Below are 21394 nucleotides of genomic sequence, written 5' to 3' on the forward strand. Positions count from 1 at the left end.
ACGGCGGGCAACGGGCGATGCAGGCACGCATCGCCCATCGGGAGGATCCGGCGCGCGGAGCGATCCGCGCGCCATGTCGTTGGCGCGATCGAATCTGCGCGTCACGCATGCGATGGCGTACTGCCGGGCCGATAGCCGACCGTCTGCGCGAGGATCGGCAGCTCGTCCTCGTTCAGTCGCAACGCGTCGGCGAGCGTGCGGTGATTGATCCAGCCGCGCACGACCGTTCCGAGGCCGGCCGCCGCGCAATACAGCGAGACGTTCTGCGCGATGGCGCCCGCCGCGATCGCCGAGAACACGTCGCGCTGCTGCGGCGGCATGTCGAGTGTCGCGGCCGTCCGGACGACGTAGACGAGATCCAGCGGCGCGCGGCCGACGAAATCCTGATAGCCCGTGAGGTTGCGCGCATCGACCGCGTGTTTCAGCACGAGCCGGTGCGCGGGCGCATCGTAGCGATAGACGCCGTAGGGCAGCGCGACGTAGATGTCGATTTCGTTGAATGCGTGCGCGGACGGCGCCGTCCGGCCGCCGCTCGCCGGGCGGTTGATGCCGTCGGCCGCCCACAGCATCGTGCCGAGCGTCATCGGCGGGAGCGGTGTGGCGGCGAATTCGCGGGAGCTCATTCGGGTCGCGAGCGCCGCCATCAGCGGCACGTCGTTGTCGAGCATCGGGCGCGGCAGGTCGACGATCGCCGGCGACTCGCCCTCGGGCGACGCCGGCTGCGTCACGGGCGCCGGCGAATAGGTCAACAGCTGCTGTTCGGTCATTCGAGTCTCCTTGAAGCGTGATTGCGCGTGCCGGGAGCGTCGCGCATTGGCGATTTCACGATAAGACGGCCGGTCCGTCGCGGCTTGACTTCCGTCAAGCGGCGCACCGGCCGGCCACGACGTGCGGCGCGCGGCATCCGTTGACCTGCATCAGCGCCTGGGCGCCGCGCGTGTGCAAATCTGGCTATGTGCGGCGGACAGGCACGCCGCGGCTCACAGGAGAGCAGACGATGAAAACCGACAAGCAGTTGAAGCAGGATGTCCAGGACGAACTGGAGTCCGACCCGTCGATCGATTCGACGCGCATCGGCGTCGAGGTGACCGACCGGATCGTGACGCTTTCGGGGCACCCGCCGAGCTACGCGGAGAAACTGGCGATCGAGCGCGCGGCGAACCGCGTGGCCGGTGTCAAGGCGCTCGTCGTGGACATGACCGTGCATCTGCCGGACGACGACGTGCGCACCGACGAGGACATCGCCAAAGCGGTGCGCTCGGTGCTGCACTGGACGGTCGGGCTGCATGACGACGCGGTCAAGGTGCAGGTCGAACGCGGCTGGATCACGTTGTCCGGCAAGGTCGACTGGGCGTACCAGAGTCACCTGGCCGTGCGCGCGATCTCGCAGATGCGCAGCGTGACGGGCGTGACCGACCACATCGCGGTGCAGGGGACGGTCGGTGCGGACGACATCGGCGGGAACATCAAGCGCGCGATCATGCGTCACGCGGAGCGCGAGGCGAAGCACATCGCGATCGACGTGCACGACGGCACCGTGCGGCTGTCCGGCAAGGTCGGCTCGTTCTCCGAGCGCAAGGCCGTGCGCGGTGCCGCGTGGTCCGCGCGCGGTGTGCGTGCCGTCGTCGACGACCTGGTGGTCGAGTAAGTCCGGCAGCCGGATGGGCAGTCCACGGCGATTCAGGAGGGCAGTCGGATGACACTTTCGGGCGAACTTCACGAAGCGGACTGGTCGGTCGCGATCGAGACGATCGCGGCCGAATCCGGCGGCTTCCACTGCCGGATCCACGTCACGCTCAAATCGCCGGACGGCATTTGCGAGCGGACGTTTTCGCACTGCAGGACACATGCAACCGAGCGCGAAGCCGCGATCGACGCGCTGCGCGCCGGGATGACGTGGATCGAGATGAAGAAGTCGAATACCTTCACGGTCTGAACCGGTTGACGGGGGAGACCGGCGAAGGCACCGGTCCCGTCGCGCGATGCGCGGTACGGCGATCCCCGCGCCGATGCGTGCCGCGGTCGTCTACCGCGTCTTGTGCGAGACGCGCCAACGCCGCGCACGCTTTTTCTTGCACGCACGCGCATGTTGTTCCGGCCGCCGAACGTGACGGGCAACCGCGTCGGTCACGGTCGGAAAAAAGCTGGCCGCGCCGAACACGTCGAACAAACCGTAGGCGCGCAGGCGATCCTTCACCGGCCCCTTCATCTCCGCGAAATTCATCGCAATGCCGCGCTCCCCGAGTTCCTCGTGCAGCGCCACGAGCCGATCCGCGGCGCTGACGTCGATGTCGGTGACGGGCTCGGCGGCGACCACGACGCGTGTGACCGGACCCGCCGCCCGTGCGATCGCGGCGTCCAGATGCTCGCAGAAGATCTCGACGTTCGCATAGAAGAGCGGCGCATCCCAGCGAAACAGCACGAGCCCCGGTGTTTGCTCGGCTTCAGGATGCCGCGCGACGTCGTGATAGCCGCGCACGCCCGTCAGCCGGCCCAGCACCGCGTCGTACGGATGCCAGGCCCGCCAGACGAACGACAGCAGCGACAGCGCGCTGGCCAGCAGGATGCCGGGCACGACGCCCATGGCGATCACGCCGGCGAAACACAGCATCGAAATCAGGCATTCGCCGCGGCGCATCCGATACAGCCGCACGACGCCGCGCACGTCGGCGATGCCGAACGCCGCATAGATCACGACAGCGGCCAGTGCCGTGCGCGGGACGAACGTGAGCAGCATCGGCGCGGCAACGAGCAGAATCGCGATGCACGCGGCCGCGACGACATTCGTGACCTGGCTTTGCGCGCCCGCGGAGATCGCGACCGGCGTGCGGGACGCGCTGCTGCTGACCGCGCAGCCCTGCGTCACGCCGGCGAGCAGATTGGCCGCGCCCAGTGCGATCAGTTCCTGGTTGCGGTCCGGCGCGTCGCCCGCCCGTGCGGAAAGCGCGCGCGACAGCATGCTGATGTCGGCGAACGACACCAGCGCCACTGCGATCGCGCCGGATGCGAGTGCGCCCACGTCGGCCAGCGAGACGGCCGGCAGGCGCGGGACAGGCAAGCCGGCCGGCAACGCGCCGACCGTCGCGACGCCGTGCAACGGCGACAGGCGAGCGACGAGCGTGGCCGCCAGCACGGCGATCAATATCGCGGGCCAGCGCGGCGTCACGCGTTTGATCAGGAATATGGACGCCAGCACCGCGACGCCGAGCAGACCGGCCGCGAGGGAAAAACGGCCGTCGACGAAGGCATGCGCGATGCGCGTCACGCTGGAAAACACGTCGTTGCCCGACACCGGCATGCCGAACAGTTCGGGCAGCCGACCGACCACGAGCGCGATGGCGATGCCGTTCAGGTAACCGTACTGGATCGGGCGCGACAGCAAATCGGTGACGAAGCCGAGGCCAAGCGCGCCGAGCAGGATGCAGATCGCGCCGGCGGACAGCGCCAGCGCGCCGGAAAGCGCGATCGCGCGTTGCGGATCATGGGCGGCGAGCGGGGCGATGGCGCCCGCGATCAGGGCCGCCAGCGCGGAATCCGGGCCGAGAACGAGGATCCGGCTCGGGCCGAGCAGCGCATAGGCGAGCAATGCTGCGATCGACGCATAGAGGCCCGTGATGGCGGGCAGTCCGGCTGCCTGGGCATAACTCATGCCGACCGGCACCAGGACGGCGGAAAGCGCGAGCCCCGCGTAGAGGTCGCGAGAAAGCCACGCGTGCCGATAGTGCGTGAGCAGCGCGACGCCCGGGAGCATGCGGACGATCCGTCCGGATAGCGGGCGGTTCATCGCGGCTTCATCGCTGAAAGGTCGGGACGAAAGGGTTGCCGTGCCCCGACAGGCAGGCGCTCATCGGAATGTGGCCACCCCCGCATGGATGCGCGAAACCGCGCAGCGACAGGGGCCGTCGCGCCGGCGACGGCTACCGAGGCTCGACGCCACGACGCCAGGCATCACGCGACCTTGACCGTGGAAAGCTGCAACGCCTGCGCGAAGCGGGCCAGCGTGGCGATCGATCCGGTCACGCTTTCGTACCGCTCGCGCCCGATCTGCCCGTCGAGTATCACCAGCATGCCGGCGTCTCGGGCGAGCGCGACGAGTGCCACCGTGTCGAGCGCGGCGGGGTCGGACGTGTCGGATGTGGCGGCCCGCATCCCCGAATCGGAACGATAGTCGGCGTGTGACATGACGTCTCTCCTGGTTGTTGTGCGATCGGTGTGCCGGTGGGCCGGTATCCGTGATTCCAGTATCGTTGCCGCGCGCCCCCGATTCAATCAGCCGGCCCCGAAGTCGCGGTAGGAATCGCGCCCGCTTCGTCGGCGGATTCCTACACCGTGCGTGGCTTTGCCGGCGCCTTGCAGCGCGCCGGCGCGCGTTCCCGGCGCCGCGCGTACCAGCTTCCGATCGCGTGCCAGATCGCCGCGGCCGATTCGCAATACGTGAACAGTTCCAGATCGCGGCGGTCGATCATCCCTTCGTCCGCGAGAAACGCCAGGTCGACCGCGCGGCGCCAGTACGCCTCGCCGACGAGGATGACCGGCAGCGGCGCGATCTTGCGCGTTTGCAGCAGGGTCAGCACCTCGAACAACTCGTCGAACGTGCCGTAGCCGCCGGGGAAGAAGACGGCCGCTTTCGCGCGTTCGAGCAGATGCAGCTTGCGGATCGCGAAATAGTGGAACCGGAAGTGGAGATCCGGCGTGATGTACGGATTCGGCGCCTGTTCGCGCGGCAGTTCGATATTGAAGCCGATGCTCGGGGCGCCGCGCTCGTAGGCGCCGCGGTTGGCGGCTTCCATGATGCCGGGGCCGCCGCCGGTGACGATGGCGAGCCGCGCGGTGCGCGTGCACCGGTCGGCATGGGCGACGATGCGGCCGAACTCGCGCGCGACGCGGTAATACACGCTGTATTCGACGAGCCGGCTGGCGATCGTGACGGCGCGCCGCCGGCTCGGGTCGTACGGACGCTCCGCGAGCAGGCGATTGGCCTCATCCAGCCGCGCGTTGGCAACCGATGGCGCGACGATACGCGTGCTGCCGTAGATCACGACCGCATGGCCGATCCGCTCGTTCTGCAGGCGCTCCTCGGCTTTCCAGTAATCGAATTGCAGCCGGATGCCGCGCATGCCGGAACCCCGCAGAAGGGCCGCATCGTCGTCGGCCGGGGGGCGGTTCGGGCTTTGGGTGACGCGCCGCGCGCGGCGCGGGACGGCCTTGACGCCGTCCTGGCGGACGATGGCATCGGGCCGCGCGCGCAGCCGTTTGCCGCGCGCCTTCGCGATCGTCGCGACGGGGGCGGGACGGCGGCGTGCGGTGCCTTTTGCCGTGCCGGCGGAAGCGCGTTTGACGGGTGTCGACATCAATGAAAGCGCCGCGCGACGGTCACTGGCTCAACACCCATTGCACGAGCAGATGCGCGTCGTCGCGAGACAGCGGCCCGCCGCGATCGATGGCCGACGGCATCGGCGTGTTGCCCCAGTGCACGCGGCCGCCGACGCGCAGCTTGCGCTCCAGCTCCGCGGCGGCATGCGGATCGCCGCGATAGCGCTCGGCGATCTCGTGAAACGACGGCCCGAGGAACGTCATGTCCGGCGTATGACAGAACATGCAGTGCTGCGCGTTGACGAGTTCGGTCGGCTCGGGCACTGTCGTCTGCGCGGCGGCCGTGCCGGCTGTCAGCGCAATCGCGCAGAGGGCGGCGCAACGCATGATGCTCATGTTCGTTTCCTTATCGAGATCAGGAGAAGGACACCACTTCGTCGAGCGGGCGACGCGGCGAATGCGGCGTATGCGGACCGCGCCCGACGCGCAGCAGCAACTGCGGCTCGCCGCGCAGCCCGATCATGTGGCGCAAATGCGCACGCAACCCGGCCGTCTCGATCGGCTGGTTCAGGTACGACGCGGTATAGCCCGCGCGCGTCGCGACGAGCAGGATGCGCTCCAGCGCCTGGCCGGCGGCGAGCCACGCTTCGCGATCGTCGCGCACGGTCGCGATGCACACGATCAACGGCGATGCGCCGACGAGCTGGTGATGCAGCGCGGCCAGCCCGTTGCCCAGATCGAAGGTCCGTACCGCCATCGTCACGACGGGCGCGGCGAAGTCCAGCAAGGTCGGCACGCCGGCCGCGAAGGCGGGCATGCCATCGACATGCCGGCGCGGATCGATCCAGCTCGCCAGCTCGCGCCGGAAGCGCGGGTCCGAGAACTGCTGGCGGTCGGCTTCGGCGACCAGCTCCGCGACACGTGCGCGATGCGCGATCGAGTCGACGCACGCGACGTCGGCGCCTTCCGCGACGCCGGCCGCGATCAGTTCATGCTGGATTTCCTCGGGCACGGCCGTCGATTCGAACGGGGCGCGCGTCGTGACGCGGTCCGGAATCGCATCGAACAGCGCGCCGAGCGACGCATCGGAATAGCCGTCGTCGCAGACCCGGACCGTCGCAAGGAGATCGGGGTCGACTTCGGAAGGAAACGTGCTGATCGTGTGCGCGAGCCCGGCGTGATCGAGCGCGACGCGCAGGTTGAGCAACGCCGCGCCGCAGCTGATGATCAGCTCGCGATCGAACGGATCGACGACGGGCAACGCGCGAACGCGGTCCGCGCACACGGAAATCGTGGCGCCGTTGACCAGGAAGCGCCACGGCTGGGAATTGTGGCTGGACGGAGCCAGCACCGCGTAGCCCAGCAACTCCCTCAACTGCTGGTCGGGATGGGCGCTTGCGGCAAGCGGGGGAACGGATATCATCGATCATCTCCAGGTTGCCGCGCGGGCGGCGTCTCGCCACTTCATCGTGTCAGCAACCGTCCGGCGGCCGTTGACGCACGTCAAGCGCCCGTCATCGGACCAACCGCGGGCGGGGCCGGGCGACTAGCCTTGGAAGCGAAGCGCGCGACCCCCGTCGCGCAGGGAGACGAGCATGCTTGCGATGATGTTTGACGGCACGACACCGCAATTGCGCGAAGCGCGCGTGCCGGATCCGTCGCCCGCGGCGGGCCAGCTGCTGATCGACGTACACGCATGCGGCGTATGCCGGACCGATCTGCACGTCGTCGACGGCGAACTCGCACACCCGAAGCTGCCGCTGATTCCAGGGCACGAAATCGTCGGAACGGTGCGCCGGCTGGGTGAAGGCGTGACGGGTTTCGCCGTGGGCGATCGGGTGGGCGTGCCCTGGCTGGGCTCGACGTGCGGGCATTGCGCGTACTGCGCGTCCGGCCGCGAGAATCTGTGCGACAGCCCCGGATTCACCGGCTATACGATCGACGGCGGCTACGCCGAGTGCGCGGTCGCCGATCACCGCTATTGCGTGCATCTGCCGCAACGCTATTCCGATCTGGAGGCAGCGCCGCTCCTGTGCGCCGGCCTGATCGGTTATCGAACCTTGCGCATGGCGGGCGACGCGCGTCGCATCGGCATCTACGGTTTCGGAGCGGCGGCCCATCTCGTCGCGCAGGTCGCGCATGTCGAAGGACGCAAGGTGTTCGCGCTGACGAAGCCCGGCGACACGGCGGCGCAGCAGCTCGCGCTGTCGCTGGGCGCCGCGTGGGCCGGCGGCAGCGACGAAGCACCGCCGGAGCCGCTCGATGCCGCGCTGATTTTCGCGCCGGTGGGCGCACTGGTGCCGGCCGCGCTGCGCGCGGTCGACAAAGGCGGGATCGTCGTGTGCGGCGGCATTCACATGAGCGACATCCCGGGCTTTCCGTACGCGTGGCTGTGGGGCGAGCGCCGCATCGCGTCGGTGGCCAACCTGACGCGTGCGGACGCGGTCGAATTCATGCGGATCGCCGCCGCGACGCCGCTGCGGGTCGAGGCGGTGCGCTACGCGCTGACCGATGCGAACCGCGCACTCGACGACCTGCGCGGCGGGCGCATATCGGGCGCCGCCGTGCTGGGCATGCGCGGTTGATCCGCTCGACGGCTTCGCGGCGCGCTCAGATCTGCCGCAGGCCGTCCGAATCGACGATCCGGATCTGCTTGCCTTGCGCCGCGACGAGCCCCTTGTGCTGGAACTTCGACAGCATGCGGCTGACCGTTTCGAGCTTCATGCCGAGATATTCGCCGATCTCGTCGCGCGTCATCCGCAGCACGAATTCTGCGGCCGAGTAGCCGCGCGCCTTGAAGCGCGCGGAAAGATTCAGCAGGAACGCGGCCACGCGCTGCTCGGCGCTCATCGTGCCGAGCAGCAGCATCTGGGACGATTCGCGCACGATCTCGCCGCTCATCATCTGATACACGTGATGCTGCATCGGCCGCACTTCGCGGCACATCTGCTCGAGCTGGCCGAACGGGATGATGCAGACCGTGCTGTCCTCGAGCGCGATCGCGTCGCCGTTGTGGTGCCCGGTGTGCACGCCATCGAGCCCGAGCGATTCGCCGACGATCTGGAAGCCGGTGATCTGCTCGTCGCCGTCGCGATGCATCACGATGGTCTTGAACGATCCGGTTCTCACTGCATAAATGCTGTTGAACATGTCGCCCGCGCGAAACAGCGTTTCACCGCGCCGGACGTGACGCGTCGTGCAGATCATCGCGTCGACGCGTGCGAAATCGTCGGGCGAAAGATCGGGCGGCAGGCAGACGGTACGCAATGCACACGTCGAACAGCGGGACGCGGCGCGCTTGGGCTGATCCGTCGGTTCGACGGGATGCAGCGGGATGAACGTGCGCAACGGCATGGTCGTCGAGACTTCGGCACTGCTGTGCATGATCGGCTCCAGTTCGGGGGCAGCTGCGGTTCGCCGTCGGGCGCGGGCGCGCTGACCGTTGTACCGGCGGCCTTGGTGTCTGCCGCCTTCCTGTCGGGAAAGCCCCATCGGACGCGCCGGGAGACCGATACACCGGTCTCGTCGATGATGCTGCCTTGGCTCCGGGAGGCGCGTTTGTTCGTTTTTCTTGATGTGCAGTATGGATGTTGCGCAACGTCAAGAAAATCAGCCGGAATTGAAGTTGGAGTAGGTGTGAGGGAAGTCTTGTAGGAGGTTTCCTACAGAGGCGCGGCACCTTGTCGCGAGCGTCGCCGGCTTACGCCTGCCGCCGAGGGCGGGCGCCGCGTCGCCGCGCCCGCCTGGCCGTCGTCAGCGATACTGTCGGGACATCAAGTCCGGGACGCGACGCTGCCCGATGCCGCCGTCAAAGCTCGTCCGGGTCCTCGAACAGCTTGTGGCGCATCGCGTAGCGCACGAGTGCCGTGTCGTTCGGCAACTGCATCTTCTCGAGGATCCGCGTCTTGTACGTGCTGACGGTCTTGACGCTGACGCAGAGCGCCTGCGCGATTTCGGAGATCGACTCGCCGGTGGTGACGCGCCGGAAGACTTCGAATTCGCGGTCGGACAGGCGCTGGTGCGGGAGAAGATCGGTCGGCTCGTTCAGACTCTGCGCGAACTGCTCGGCCATGGTCAGGCTGACGTAGACGCCGCCGGCCGCGATCTTGGTCAATGCGGCGACCAGTTCGGCGCTGGCACTTTCCTTGGTCATGTAGCCCGACGCGCCCGCGCGGAATGCGCGCACCGCGTACTGCTGCTCGGCATGCATCGTCAGCACGAGGATATGCAATCCCGGCTTCTCGTCCTTGATCTGCTTGATGAGTTCGACACCGTTGCGGCCGGGCATCGACAGATCGAGCACCAGCAGGTTGGCGTCGGTGTCGCGTATGAGCGCGATCGTCGAGGCGCTGTCCTGCGCTTCCCCGACGACCTCGAAACCGCTCGCGCTCTTCAGGATGTGTCGAAGACCGTCCCTGACGAGTGCGTGATCGTCGGCGATGAGTACCTTGATCATGAAAGCACATCTCCTTGCTGGATGGCGTGAAGCGGCAGCGCCACGGTGATCGTGAATCCCGTGCCCGGCCGGTTGTCGATCGTCACCGTACCTTCGAGCATGTGCGCGCGCTCGCGGATGCCGATCAGGCCGAACGACGGGCGGTCCTGCACATTGTCGGCGTGCTCGGGCGCGCCGTGACCGTTGTCCGCGATGCGCAGCATGCAATATCCGTCTTCCACTTTCAATGCCAGCGTCACGTTCGTCGCGTCCGAGTGTCGCGCGACGTTGGTCAGCGCCTCTTGCACGATGCGGAACAGCGTGGTCGCGCCGGTGCCGGTGAACGCGGTGTCAACGGGGGCGATGTCCCGGTCGACCGTGATCCGGTAGCGGCGCGTGAAATCGTTTGCAAGCCATTCGATCGCCGGGACGAGGCCCAGGTCGTCGAGCATCACCGGCCGCAGATCGGCCGCGATGCGCCGGACGGACGCGACGATCGAATCGATCAGGCGATGCATGCCGCCCAGCTGCTCGCGCACGCCGGTGTTGGGGACGACGACACCACGGAGCCCCAGCTCGACGGCGGAGAGATCCATCTTGAGCGCGGTGAGTTGCTGGCCGAGGTCGTCGTGCAACTCGCGGGCGATGCGCGTCTTCTCTTCCTCGCGCACGTTCTGCAGGTTGGCGGACAGGTCGCGCAGTTCCTCGCGCGACTGCTTGAGGGCGTTTTCCGCGCGCATCCGCTCGGTCACGTCGCGCAGCATGACGGTGTACAGCTTGCCGGTGCCGTCGCGAATCTGCGAGATCGACGCCTCGATCGGAAATTCGGTGCCGTCGCCGCGCAAGCCGAACAGCACGCGTTGCCGCCCCATCTGGCGCTCCGACACGCCCGTCACGCCGAACTGCTCGACGTGTCGCGCATGCGCGGCGCGGAAGCGCTCGGGGATGAAGCGGGACAGCGGCGCGCCGACCGCCTCCATCGCGGAGACGCCGAACACGTGCTCGGCGGCCGGGTTGAAGATCACGATCGTCTGGCTTTCGTCGACGGTGATGATGGCCTCCATCGACGACCGGATGATGCCCATCATCCGCGCCTCGGTGGGCTGGCTGTCGCCGGCGGGCGTATCGGCGAGCCCGCGTTTCGCGACGGCCTGCCGCACGAGTGCGGCCAGCATCAGCGAAAGCACGGTGCCGGCCAGCAGGACGGCCAGCATGACGCCGGAGGTGTCGGCGCGCGGCGCGCTGTAGCGCAGCGAGAGCGGCGTGCCGCCGAACGTCAGCGAATCGGTGCGCTGGAGCATGTCGCCGGCTGCGCTCGAGTCGCTGGCGCGCAAGCCGCCGGAATACACCGGCGCGGCCGGATTGTCGGCCGTGATTTCCAGGTGCAACCGATCGAGAACGGACGCATCGACGAGGCGGTCCGGATTCAGCGCGGCATATACGTACCCGGTGGCCGTCGCGTGCCGCGACCCGGACGAAGCAATGTCTTCAGCGTTCGCATAAATCGGCAGGTACAGCGTCAGCTCGGTCCGGGCAATTGCCGCATCGGTGCTGTCCTGGAACGCGTTCGCGGCGAGCGTGACCTTGCCGGTTTCCGCCGCGCGCTGAAGTGCCTGCCGGGTCGCTTGATTGTCCTCCGCCGCGCTCGGCTCGATTCTCCCGAGACTGCGGACCGGTGACTGCAATCCGTCCAGATTGAGACTGGCGAGATAGCGGCGCCACGCAGCCCCGGATTGCGGCGCGGGCAGCGTCGACGCGAAGCCGTGCGCGCCGCGCAATACGGCAGCCGCGCCGAGGAGCGTGCGCCGAAGGTCGGCCGTCGCGAGTGTCGCGGTTTGCTCGAACCTCGCCTGCGCGGCGCGCTGTGCCCCGTTCTGCAGTGCCCGGGACGCCGCAAACGTTGCAGTCAGGCCAAGCGCCAGCGTCAGCAGCGCGGCCATGGCTGCATATCGCGCGGGCCGGATCCGGTGCGACGCCGGCCCGGCCCTGGAGGGGGGCGAATTCGTTGTCATTGCCGTTCATCCTGACGGACTTCGTCGGTGGCTGGCTGGCGGCGGGCCGGACGCGAGGCACGAACAGCGGGGCGGGCCGCAACTGCAATATCGCCCTGATTGTGCGCGGTTTACCGACGTTCGCCAATCGGGACCGACGCGCACGGGCGGCGCCGTGCGTGTTTGACCCGTATCAACGGAAAGGCGCCCGCCGGGATCAGACTGGTTTCACGAACCGATCGAACCGGGACGACGGCAGGGAGGCGCCATGTACCAAAGGATCTTTGCGGCACTCGACGGCAGCCGCGGTGCGCGGCTCGCGCTCGACGAGGCGATTTCGCTCGCCCGCGAGTCGGGCAGCCTGGTCATCGCCATGTGCGTGGTATCGGATGCGCCGCGGCTGGCCGACGTCGACAGCGGCTATATCGACCAGCGCGACCCGGCAGGCCTGGACGCGGACAAGGCCGCGATCGCGGTCTCGGACGCGGAAACCGCGTTCCAGCTGTCCGGCGTACGCGGCGTCGCGCAAACGATCGACGCATGCGGAGAGGACATCTCGGACGTGCTCGCGCGAGCCGCCGCCGAATGCGATGCGGACCTGATCGTGATGGGCACGCATGGCCGGCGCGGCGTGCGCCGTGCGTTGCTCGGCAGCGTCGCCGAATCGCTGGTGCGTATCGCGGACCGGCCGGTGCTGGTCGTACGCGAAGGGCCGGGCGCGTGTGCCGGCGTGCTGTGAGGGGGTGACGAAAACGGGCAGCCGCAAGCGGCTGCCCGTTTTCGCTCGCTCAGTGAGACAGCAGGACCGGCACCGTCATCGTTTCGAGGATCGTGCGCGTGGCACCGCCGAGCACGCGTTCGTGCATGCGCGCATGGCTGTACAGGCCCATCACAAGCAGATCCGCGTGCAGGTCGGTCACCCGGTTCAGCAGCGTCGCGCCCACGCTCACCGACCGTTGGCGCGGCGTGGTCGAGAACGACGCGCGAATGCCGTGCCGTTCGAGATACGCGGCGACGTCGACGCCCGCCGGCGTCTTGTCCGGATCGGGTTGCCCGCGGCTGACCGTCTCGACGTTGACGAAGCGTGCGCGGGCGAGCAGCGGCAGGGCGTCGGCCATCACGCGGGCGGCTTCGCGACCGCCGTCCCAGCCGATCAGCACGTTCTCGCCGAGCGTTCGCACGTCGCCCGCGTAGGGTACGACGAGCGCCGGGCGCCCGCTGCCCATCACGACGTCCTCGACGAAATGACGTGCGACGTAGGTCAGGCGGTCGTCGGGATTTTCCTGGCCGAGCACCAGCAGATCGGCGTGGCGCGCGTGCAGTACCGCGGCCTCGGTCGCGTTGCCGGTCGGCGCCTGCCATTCGACGCTGCGCCCGGCGCGCTCGGCGGCGATCAGGAATCTTTCTTCCGCTTCCTTGCGCCGCTGGTCGCACAGGCGTTCGTAGACGGCCAGCTTCAGCGGTTCGTCGGGCCGACGCAACGGCTCGAAGAGGTCCTGGCACACCACGTAGAGGCCGATCAGATGGGCGTTCCAGCGTCCCGCGAGTTCGAGCGCGAGGTCGACGCGCGTCGCACAGCGCTCGCTGTCGTCGAGATGGACGAGCAGGGTCTTGTAGCTCATGACGGCTCCTTTTCGGTTGATGCCGCGGTGGTCTCGGCGGCCGCCTTCGCGGCGCAGCTCGCCGGAATCATCAGGACCGGGCACGTGGCCTGACGCAGCACGCGCTCGGCCACGCTGCCGAGGAAGAGGCGCTGGAAGCCGCGCCGGCCGTGCGTGCCCATTACGATCAGGTCGGCGTTGATCTCGCCAGCGAGACCGACGATGCGCTGGGGGACGTCTTCGCGCGACGGCGCGACATTGGAGATCTGCGGCGTGCCGGACACGCCCCGCGCCTTCATGCGTTTCGCCGCGTCCTCCGTGACGCGCAACCCTTCCTCGCGGAATGCATCGATCAGGATCGACGGGTCGTATCCGTACGTGTCGTAGGCCGGCACCAGGAAATCGACGACATAGACGGGCGTCAGCCGTGCACCCGTCTCCGACGCGAGATTCAGCGCGGCGTCGAGTGCGCGGGACGACGTATCGCTGCCGTCGAGCGCAACCAGAATGTTCGAGTACATGACGATTCCCTTGAACGGATGTTGATGCAATCATCATCGGCGCGCGCACGCCGAGTGCGCTGATCTGGATCAACCGTCGCGGTTGCCGCGCAGCACGCGCACCGCGGCGCGCGCCGCGACCCACGCTTCGTTGGTCGGCTCGACGACCACCGTGACCGCGCTCGACGCGCACGACACCACATGCGCATGGGCCGCATTCGCGCGCGCGTCGAGCGCGACGCCGAGCCAGCCGAGCGACGCGCAGATCCGCTCGCGCAATTCCGCCGAGTGTTCGCCGATGCCGGCGGTGAAGACGAGCATGTCGAGGCCGCCGAGCAGCGCGGTCAGCGCGCCGGTCTCGCGCACGATGCGATGGACGTACAGCGCCAGCGCGTCGCGGGCCGGCGCGTCGCCGGCCGCTTCGCGCGCGAGCAGCACGCGCGGATCGCCGGATGCCCCCGACACGCCCTTGAGACCGGACTCGTGATACAGCATGTGTCCCAGTGCGTCGCCGGACAGCTTGTCGACGTCGAGCAGGTGCAGGACGACGCCGGGGTCGAGCGTTCCGCAGCGGGTGCTCATCATCAATCCGTCGAGCGCGGAGAAGCCCATGGTCGTCGCGACGCTGCGGCAGTCGCGCAGCGCGCACAGGCTCGCGCCGCTGCCGAGATGGGCGGCGATCACGCGGCCATGCGCACGCTCGCCGAACGATTCGGCGAGGGCGACGGACAGGTATTCGTACGACAGGCCATGGAACCCGTAGCGGCGCACGCCCTGGTCGAACCACGCGTGCGGCAACGGCAGCAGCTGCTCGACGCGCGGCAGCGTGCGATGAAACGCCGTGTCGAACACGGCGATCTGCGGGACGTCCGGAAACGCGTCGCGCAGCGCGTCGATCGCATCCAGGCTGTGCGGCTGATGCAACGGCGCGAGCGGCGTCAGCGTGCGCAGCGCGTCCAGCACGTCGTCGTCGACGACCACCGGCTCCACGTATCGCGCGCCGCCGTGCACGACGCGGTGCGCGATCGCGCCCAGCGCGACATGCGGCAACTTCACGCGGATCCATGTCGCGATCCGCGCGAGCACGGCGCGGTAGGGATCGTCGTCCGTGCCGAGCGGCAGCGAAGCGTCCGGCTCGGCGTCGAAGCGGATCGACACGCTGTTGCCGGCCGCGACCGCTTCGCCGTCGTGCAACGGCCGCCGCACGGGATCGCCGTGCGGCGGATACGCGAAGATCGAGAACTTGACGCTCGATGAACCGGCATTGACGACGAGCAGTGCGAGCGTACGCATCGGCCGGCTCAGTGCGACATCAGCACGGGCAGCGTCATCGACGCCAGCACCGTGCGCGTGGCGCCGCCCATCACCAGCTCGCGCCAGCGCGGATGGCCGTAGGCGCCCATCACGAGCAGATCGGAACCCGTTTCATACGCGCGCGACAGCAACGTGTCGCCGATCGCCGAGCCGGCGCCGGCGTCGATGTCGAGCACGTTCACGTCGCGTGCATGGCGCGCCAGCATCAGCGCGGCATCGGCGGCCGGAATGCGCGTGGTTGCCGCTTCCGAATCGCCGTCGATCACGGCGGCGACCGTCGTGCGCTTCGCGTGTTCGAGGAAGGGGATCGCGTCGTGCGCGGCGCGCGCCGCTTCCCGGCTGCCGTCCCACGCGACGAACACCCGTTCGCCGATCGACGGGAATTCGCCGGTGTACGGCATGAACAGCACCGGGCGACCGGCGGACAGCACGAGGTTTTCCGGAAACTGGTCGTCGATGAAGGTCTCGGGATCGTTCGGGTCGCTCTGGCCCGCGATCACGAGGTCCGCCAGGCGGGCGGCGCGCGGCACGGCCAGGTTCGCGCGGTCGTCGGCACACACCCATGCGGCCTGCACTTTCGCGCGGGCCGTCTCCGCATGGAACAGGCGCTCCAGGGCCGCGAGCCGTTCGTCGCGCTGTTCGCGGTGCTCACGGAAGTAATCGGCGGATCCGGCCATCACGTAGAACGAATGCGGTTCCGGCGTGTAGACCGCGTACAGGCCGGTCAGATGCGCACCGAAGCGCCGGGCGAGACGCAACGCGAATTCGAGCCGCGAATGCGCGCGGGCGCTCGAATCGAGGTGCACGACTATGCTCTTGTAGCTCATCGGAATCGCTCCATCGACGGGGGAACCGCCAGTGCAATCCAGTCTACGGAGCAGGGTTTCCGCGTACTTGACTCAGATCAACGGCTCCCTTGCGCGATGCCCGCACAGTGAAGCGGTCGCGATGCCGATCCCGGGCAGGCGGCATGAGGCGGAATGCCAACCCATTGACCGGATCGAAAGAGGAAAGCCGATGAGTACGTACGCTTTGACGACACCGAACGACGTCTGCCGCGCGGGCTGCGATCTCGCGTTGCGCATGGCCGCGCTGAACCGCGACTGGCAGCACGAATGGCATGCGCTGGCGGGGCGGCGCATCGAGCGCGACCGCGACGCGGTCCGTCACCTGCAGCAGGCGCTCGCGGATACGAAGGAGTGGACGGCCTTCGGCGAGGCGACCCGGCAGGTGATGCGCGACTACGCGATGGCGAGCGTCGCGATCTGGCAGGATGCGACCGAGCTGTGCATGCGTGCGCAATACGAGAGCGCCGGCGCATGGCGCACCTGGGCGCGCGAATACGGCGCAGGCGCGCTGTCGCGTTATCAGACCGACTGGCTGCCCGATCTGGAGCGACTGGCCGTGGTCAACGAAGCCAGCATGCCGTGGGCGGAATGGATGACGGCACTGGAGCACGGGATCGAGGACGCGGGCGAAGGGGCGCCGGTTTCCCCCCGCCGCCTGAATGGCACGACCGGCGCACGGGAGAACGACCATGTGCGCTGATCGCGTCGCGTTCGTCACGGGCGGAATGGGTGGCCTTGGCGCCGCGATCAGCCGGCGCCTGCACGATGCCGGCATGACGGTGGCGGTGTCGCACACGGAAGGCAACGACCACGTCGCGACGTGGCTCACCCACGAGCGCGAGGCGGGCAGGACGTTCCACGCGTTCGAGGTCGACGTCGCCGATTACGATTCGTGCCAGCACTGCGCGGCGCGCGTGCTGGCCGAATTCGGGCATGTCGACGTGCTCGTCAACAACGCCGGGATCACGCACGACGCCACCTTCGTGAAGATGACCAAGAGCATGTGGGATGCGGTGCTGCGCACCAACCTCGACGGCATGTTCAACATGACGAAGCCGTTCGTGCCCGGCATGATCGCGGCCGGCTTCGGGCGGATCGTGAACGTCGGCTCGGTGAACGGTACGCGCGGCGCCTACGGGCAGGCGAATTACGCGGCCGCGAAGGCCGGCATCCATGGCTTCACGAAGACGCTGGCGCTCGAACTCGCGCGCCACGGCATCACGGTCAACACCGTTGCGCCCGGCTACCTGGCGACCGCGATGCTCGAGACGGTGCCGAAGGAAGTGCTCGACACGAAGATCCTGCCGCAGATTCCGGTCGGCCGCCTCGGCAATCCCGGCGAAATCGCCGAGCTCGTCGCCTTCCTGTGTTCCGACGCGGGGGCGTTTGCGACCGGCGCGGAATTCGACGTCAACGGCGGCATGCACATGCGATGAAAGCATCCGTCATGCGCTTGCCGATCGGGCACGAAACGATGCGGCCAACGAGTACGAGCGAACCGGCGTCGCGCGCGGCCGAATGCACGCCGGCCCGTACGTCGCCCGCCGAACAATGGAACCGCGCCGCGCATGCGAACGTGGCCGCGATGACCTTCGGGCTGTCGCCCGTGTCGATGGCGCTGGCCGTGCTCGACTGGGGCGCGCACCTGGCCGTGTCGCCGGGAAAATGCTTCGAGCTCGCGACGCAGGCGTGGCTGGCTGCCGTCGCACCGGCCGCCAGCCAGGGCGAGAGCGAGGGTGGGGCCAACGCGGCCGACACGAGCGGCCTGGCCGTACACGCGGGGCAGGCCGATCCGCGCTTCGCCGCGCCCGCGTGGTCCGGCTGGCCGTTTCGCGCGTATCGCGACGGCTTCCTGTCGATCCAGCGCTGGTGGCACGACGCGACGCGCGACGTGCCGGGCGTCGAACGGCACCACGAGGAGCTGGTCGGATTCATCGCGCGACAGTGGCTCGACGCGTGCTCGCCGGGCAATTTCCTGGCGACCAACCCGGTCGTGCTCGACGCGACGATGCGCAGCGGCGGCGCGAATCTCGCGGCAGGCTTCCGGAACTGGCTGGACGACGCGAGCGCATTGCTCGATCGCACGAGCGGCACGCGCGCCCGCGACACGCACGGCTATCTGCCGGGGCGCGACGTGGCGATCACGCCGGGCCGCGTCGTATGGCGCAACGCGTTGTGCGAGCTGCTGCAATACGACCCGACGACGCCCGCCGTGGCACGCGAGCCGATCCTGATCGTGCCGTCGTGGATCATGAAGTACTACATCCTCGACCTGCAGCCGCACGATTCGCTGATCCGCTTCCTGGTCGATGCCGGCTACACGGTGTTTGCCGTGTCGTGGCGAAATCCGGGCGCGGAGGCGCGCGAGCTCGGGCTCGACGATTACCTGCGCGACGGGTGCATGGCGGCGCTCGACGCCGTCCGGTCGATCTGCGGCGAAGCCGTCCACGCGGTCGGCTACTGCCTCGGCGGCACGCTGCTGGCGATCGGCGCGGCGGCGCTCGCGCGCGACGGGCGGCAGCACGACGCATTGCGGTCCGTCACGTTGCTGGCGGCCCAGACCGATTTCAGCGAACCCGGCGAACTCGGCCTCTTCATCGACGCGAGCGAACTGTCCGCGCTCGACGCGCTGATGTGGCGGCAGGGCTACCTGGACGGCGCGCAGATGTCCGCCGCGTTCCAGCTGCTGAACGCGCGCGACCTGATCTGGTCGCGCATGATGAGCGAATACCTGCTCGGCACGCGCACCAAGCCGAACGACCTGATGTCGTGGAACGAGGACACCACGCGCATGCCGTACCGGATGCATACGGAATACCTGACGCGGCTTTTCCTCGACAACGATCTCGCGGCCGGCCGCTACTGCGTCGACGGGCGACCGGTCGCGCTGTCGGATATCGACGTGCCGACGTTCGTGGTCGGAACCGAACGCGATCACGTGTCGCCCTGGCGTTCCGTCTACAAGCTGCATCTGCTCACGCACCATGCGCTGACGTTCGTGCTGACCTCCGGCGGCCACAATGCCGGCATCGTGTCCGAGCCCGGGCATCCGGGGCGCCACTATCGCTGCGCGACGCGCGAGCATGGCGCGCCTTACCGGAGCCGGCACGACTTCGTGAGCGAAACGCCCGCGGTCGACGGATCGTGGTGGACGTGCTGGCTCGACTGGTTGCGCGCGCATTCGTCGGGCGAGGTGCCGGCACGCGTGCCGGCCGCCGGTTTCGGCGCGGCACCCGGCACCTACGTGCTCGAGACATGAACATGAACCTGCATCCGGATGTGTCCGTCGGCGCGCGCCTGCCCGGCCTGTTGCCGCGCGCGGACGGCGAACTGCCCGAGCTGATCGCGCGTGCGCGCCATGCGTCGCCGCTGACGATGGCCGTCGTGCATCCGTGCGACGCGGCCAGTCTCGTCGCGCTTGCCGCGCTCGATGCGTCGCCGCTGGGCGCGTCGATCGAGCCGCTGATCGTCGCGCCGCGCGCGACGGTGTCGCGAGTGGCGGACGAGGCGGGCGTCGATCTGGCGAAATGGACGATCGAGGACGTGCCGCACAGCCACGCGGCGGCGGCCCGGGCGGTGGAGCTCGCGGCGTCGGGCCGCGCCGGCGCGCTGATGAAGGGCAGCCTGCATACCGACGAGCTGATGGGGGCGGTCGTCGCCGCGGAATCGGGCCTGCGCACGGACAAGCGCATGTCTCACTGTTTCCTGATCGAGGCGCCCGCCTATCCGCGCCCGTTTCTGCTGACCGACGCGGCCGTCAATATCGCGCCGGATCTCGCGCAGAAGGCGGCCATCACGCAGAACGCGATCGACGTCGCGCATGCGCTGGGCGTTGCGTGCCCGCGCGTGGCCGTGCTGTGCGCGGTCGAGACCGTCAATCCGGCGATGCGTTCGACGCTCGACGCGGCGGCCCTGGCGAAGATGGCCGAGCGCGGGCAGATCACGGGGGCGGTCGTCGACGGCCCGCTCGCGTTCGACAACGCGATATCGCAGCGGGCCGCGCGCGAGAAGGGGATCGATTCGCCGGTCGCCGGCCGTGCCGACATCCTGGTCGTGCCCGATATCGAAGTGGGCAACATGCTCGCAAAGCAGCTCGAATACCTGGGCGGTGCCGCGAACGCGGGCGTCGTCGTGGGCGCGCGCGTGCCGATCGTGCTGACGAGCCGCGCCGACGGCGTCGCCGTCCGCGTCGCCTCCTGTGCGCTCGCGGTGCTGCTGGCGCAGGTCCGGCACGACACCGCCCCGATGCCTGAACAGGCCCCCCTTTCGATGGAGGAATCGCGATGAAAGCACTCGTTTACCACGGCCCCGGGCGCAAGGCGCTCGAACGGCGACCCAAACCGGAATTGCAGTCGCCCACCGACGCGATCGTCCGCGTGACGCGCACGACGATCTGCGGCACCGATCTGCACATCCTCAAGGGCGACGTGCCGACGTGCGAACCGGGCCGCATTCTCGGCCATGAAGGCGTGGGGATCGTCGAGCAGGTCGGCGCCGCGGTCGATTCGCTGAAGCCGGGCGATCACGTGCTGATTTCGTGCATCTCGTCGTGCGGCCGCTGCGAATACTGCCGCCGCGGAATCTATTCGCATTGCACGACGGGCGGCTGGATCCTCGGCAACCGGATCGACGGCACGCAGGCCGAGTTCGTGCGCATCCCGCATGCGCCGACCAGCCTGTACCGGATTCCGGCCGGCGCGGACGAGGACGCGCTCGTGATGCTGTCCGACATCCTGCCGACCGGATTCGAATGCGGCGTGCTGAACGGCAAGGTGCAGCCGGGCTGCTCGGTCGCGATCGTCGGCGCCGGCCCGATCGGGCTGGCCGCGTTGCTGACCGCGCAGTTCTATTCGCCCGCGCGGATCATCATGATCGATCCGGACAGCAACCGGCTTGAGGTCGCTCGGCGCTTCGGCGCGACCGACTGCTTCGACGGTCGCGATGGCGACCCGGTGGCGGAAGTCATGAAGCTGACCGACGGCGTGGGCGTGGATTGCGCGATCGAAGCGGTCGGCATTCCGGCGACGTTCGAAATGTGCACGTCGCTCGTGGCGCCCGGCGGGGTCGTCGCGAACGTCGGCGTGCACGGCGTCAAGGCCGACCTGCACCTCGAGAAGCTGTGGGATCGCAACATCTCGATCACGACGCGGCTCGTCGACACGGTCAGCACGCCGATGCTGCTGAAAACCGTGGGCGCCGGGCGCCTCGATCCGGCGCGCCTGATCACGCACCGGTTCTCGCTCGACGACGTGGAACGCGCGTACGACACGTTCGGGCGCGCCGCGCAAACCAACGCGTTGAAGGTCATCATCGAAGTCGGCTGATCGCCGGGCCGCGCGTGACGGGAATCGGGCGCCGCCGCCTCCCGTCACGCGCGGCGGGCGTTTCGCCC

The 21394-nt window shown here is 68.7% G+C and carries 22 protein-coding genes; 9 read left to right on the forward strand and 13 right to left on the reverse strand.

Translation table 11 applies throughout. From position 1 onward, the window contains the following. Positions 1 to 101: 101 nt before the first annotated feature. Positions 102 to 767 (reverse strand): nitroreductase family protein, encoded by a 666-nt coding sequence (locus WS45_RS17380; protein WP_059700867.1) that lies wholly within the window; start codon positions 765 to 767, stop codon positions 102 to 104. A gap of 230 nt (positions 768 to 997) precedes the next feature. Here WS45_RS17380 and WS45_RS17385 point away from each other — a divergent pair, with 230 nt between their 5' ends. Continuing rightward, positions 998 to 1648 (forward strand): BON domain-containing protein, encoded by a 651-nt coding sequence (locus WS45_RS17385; protein ID WP_059452433.1) that lies wholly within the window; start codon positions 998 to 1000, stop codon positions 1646 to 1648. 48 nt (positions 1649 to 1696) lie between these two features. Further along, positions 1697 to 1936: a hypothetical protein gene (locus WS45_RS17390; RefSeq protein ID WP_059536661.1), complete on the forward strand. Its 240-nt coding sequence runs from the start codon at positions 1697 to 1699 to the stop codon at positions 1934 to 1936. Between the two features lie 90 nt (positions 1937 to 2026). On the opposite strand, the gene WS45_RS17395 is transcribed toward WS45_RS17390, so the two are convergent. From WS45_RS17395 to WS45_RS17415, 5 genes are all read right to left on the reverse strand, one after another. Beyond that, on the reverse strand, positions 2027 to 3784 hold the full coding sequence (locus WS45_RS17395; RefSeq protein ID WP_059700868.1) for a SulP family inorganic anion transporter: 1758 nt from the start codon (positions 3782 to 3784) through the stop codon (positions 2027 to 2029). A 164-nt stretch (positions 3785 to 3948) separates the two neighbouring features. Further along, positions 3949 to 4182, reverse strand: coding sequence for a hypothetical protein (locus WS45_RS17400; RefSeq protein ID WP_059536654.1), 234 nt, complete (start codon positions 4180 to 4182; stop codon positions 3949 to 3951). Positions 4183 to 4322: 140 nt separating this feature from the next. Then, positions 4323 to 5351 (reverse strand): LOG family protein, encoded by a 1029-nt coding sequence (locus WS45_RS17405; RefSeq protein ID WP_059700869.1) that lies wholly within the window; start codon positions 5349 to 5351, stop codon positions 4323 to 4325. Positions 5352 to 5373: 22 nt separating this feature from the next. Continuing rightward, complete coding sequence (locus WS45_RS17410) at positions 5374 to 5709, reverse strand: c-type cytochrome (RefSeq protein ID WP_059700870.1); 336 nt, start codon at positions 5707 to 5709, stop codon at positions 5374 to 5376. A 19-nt stretch (positions 5710 to 5728) separates the two neighbouring features. Further along, positions 5729 to 6736, reverse strand: coding sequence for an Acg family FMN-binding oxidoreductase (locus WS45_RS17415; RefSeq protein WP_059700871.1), 1008 nt, complete (start codon positions 6734 to 6736; stop codon positions 5729 to 5731). A gap of 172 nt (positions 6737 to 6908) precedes the next feature. Between WS45_RS17415 and WS45_RS17420 the strand changes: the two genes are divergently transcribed. Beyond that, on the forward strand, positions 6909 to 7898 hold the full coding sequence (locus WS45_RS17420) for a zinc-dependent alcohol dehydrogenase family protein (protein ID WP_059693075.1): 990 nt from the start codon (positions 6909 to 6911) through the stop codon (positions 7896 to 7898). 25 nt (positions 7899 to 7923) lie between these two features. Here the strand turns inward: WS45_RS17420 and fnr are convergent, their stop codons facing one another. From fnr to WS45_RS17435, 3 genes are all read right to left on the reverse strand, one after another. After that, positions 7924 to 8697 carry a fumarate/nitrate reduction transcriptional regulator Fnr gene (gene fnr / locus WS45_RS17425; protein ID WP_059693077.1) on the reverse strand — a complete coding sequence of 258 codons (774 nt, stop codon included), beginning with the start codon at positions 8695 to 8697 and terminating at the stop codon, positions 7924 to 7926. A 424-nt stretch (positions 8698 to 9121) separates the two neighbouring features. Then, positions 9122 to 9769, reverse strand: a complete 648-nt coding sequence (locus WS45_RS17430; RefSeq protein ID WP_059700872.1) for a response regulator — start codon at positions 9767 to 9769, stop codon at positions 9122 to 9124. After that, the gene (locus WS45_RS17435; RefSeq protein ID WP_059700873.1) at positions 9766 to 11760 is read right to left on the reverse strand and encodes a PAS domain S-box protein; all 1995 of its coding nucleotides are present in this window, start codon (positions 11758 to 11760) and stop codon (positions 9766 to 9768) included. The genes WS45_RS17430 and WS45_RS17435 overlap by 4 nt, the downstream gene beginning before the upstream one ends. Positions 11761 to 12007: 247 nt before the next feature. Here WS45_RS17435 and WS45_RS17440 point away from each other — a divergent pair, with 247 nt between their 5' ends. Continuing rightward, positions 12008 to 12478 (forward strand): universal stress protein, encoded by a 471-nt coding sequence (locus tag WS45_RS17440; protein ID WP_059452444.1) that lies wholly within the window; start codon positions 12008 to 12010, stop codon positions 12476 to 12478. A 49-nt stretch (positions 12479 to 12527) separates the two neighbouring features. On the opposite strand, the gene WS45_RS17445 is transcribed toward WS45_RS17440, so the two are convergent. From WS45_RS17445 to WS45_RS17460, 4 genes are all read right to left on the reverse strand, one after another. Continuing rightward, positions 12528 to 13361, reverse strand: coding sequence for a universal stress protein (locus WS45_RS17445; RefSeq protein WP_059452445.1), 834 nt, complete (start codon positions 13359 to 13361; stop codon positions 12528 to 12530). Next, positions 13358 to 13861 carry a universal stress protein gene (locus WS45_RS17450; protein ID WP_059452517.1) on the reverse strand — a complete coding sequence of 168 codons (504 nt, stop codon included), beginning with the start codon at positions 13859 to 13861 and terminating at the stop codon, positions 13358 to 13360. The genes WS45_RS17445 and WS45_RS17450 overlap by 4 nt, the downstream gene beginning before the upstream one ends. Before the next feature lie 69 nt (positions 13862 to 13930). Continuing rightward, positions 13931 to 15133, reverse strand: coding sequence for an acetate/propionate family kinase (locus WS45_RS17455; RefSeq protein ID WP_059700874.1), 1203 nt, complete (start codon positions 15131 to 15133; stop codon positions 13931 to 13933). A gap of 8 nt (positions 15134 to 15141) precedes the next feature. After that, positions 15142 to 15981: a universal stress protein gene (locus WS45_RS17460; protein WP_059536613.1), complete on the reverse strand. Its 840-nt coding sequence runs from the start codon at positions 15979 to 15981 to the stop codon at positions 15142 to 15144. A gap of 190 nt (positions 15982 to 16171) precedes the next feature. Between WS45_RS17460 and WS45_RS17465 the strand changes: the two genes are divergently transcribed. The 5 genes from WS45_RS17465 to WS45_RS17485 are packed head-to-tail and all read left to right on the forward strand — an operon-like array spanning position 16172 to position 21326. After that, a complete protein-coding gene (locus WS45_RS17465; RefSeq protein ID WP_059700875.1) occupies positions 16172 to 16702 on the forward strand; it encodes a hypothetical protein in 531 nt (176 codons plus the stop codon). After that, the gene (locus WS45_RS17470; RefSeq protein WP_059693087.1) at positions 16692 to 17438 is read left to right on the forward strand and encodes a beta-ketoacyl-ACP reductase; all 747 of its coding nucleotides are present in this window, start codon (positions 16692 to 16694) and stop codon (positions 17436 to 17438) included. Before WS45_RS17465 ends, WS45_RS17470 begins: the two co-directional genes overlap by 11 nt. After that, a complete protein-coding gene (locus WS45_RS17475; RefSeq protein WP_059700876.1) occupies positions 17435 to 19261 on the forward strand; it encodes a PHA/PHB synthase family protein in 1827 nt (608 codons plus the stop codon). The genes WS45_RS17470 and WS45_RS17475 overlap by 4 nt, the downstream gene beginning before the upstream one ends. Next, on the forward strand, positions 19258 to 20289 hold the full coding sequence (locus WS45_RS17480) for a bifunctional enoyl-CoA hydratase/phosphate acetyltransferase (protein ID WP_059700877.1): 1032 nt from the start codon (positions 19258 to 19260) through the stop codon (positions 20287 to 20289). The genes WS45_RS17475 and WS45_RS17480 overlap by 4 nt, the downstream gene beginning before the upstream one ends. Then, positions 20286 to 21326, forward strand: a complete 1041-nt coding sequence (locus tag WS45_RS17485; RefSeq protein WP_059700878.1) for a zinc-dependent alcohol dehydrogenase family protein — start codon at positions 20286 to 20288, stop codon at positions 21324 to 21326. Before WS45_RS17480 ends, WS45_RS17485 begins: the two co-directional genes overlap by 4 nt. Positions 21327 to 21394 lie beyond the last annotated feature (68 nt).

The organism is Burkholderia sp. RF2-non_BP3, from assembly GCF_001522185.1.
Taxonomy (GTDB): Bacteria; Pseudomonadota; Gammaproteobacteria; order Burkholderiales; family Burkholderiaceae; genus Burkholderia; species Burkholderia diffusa.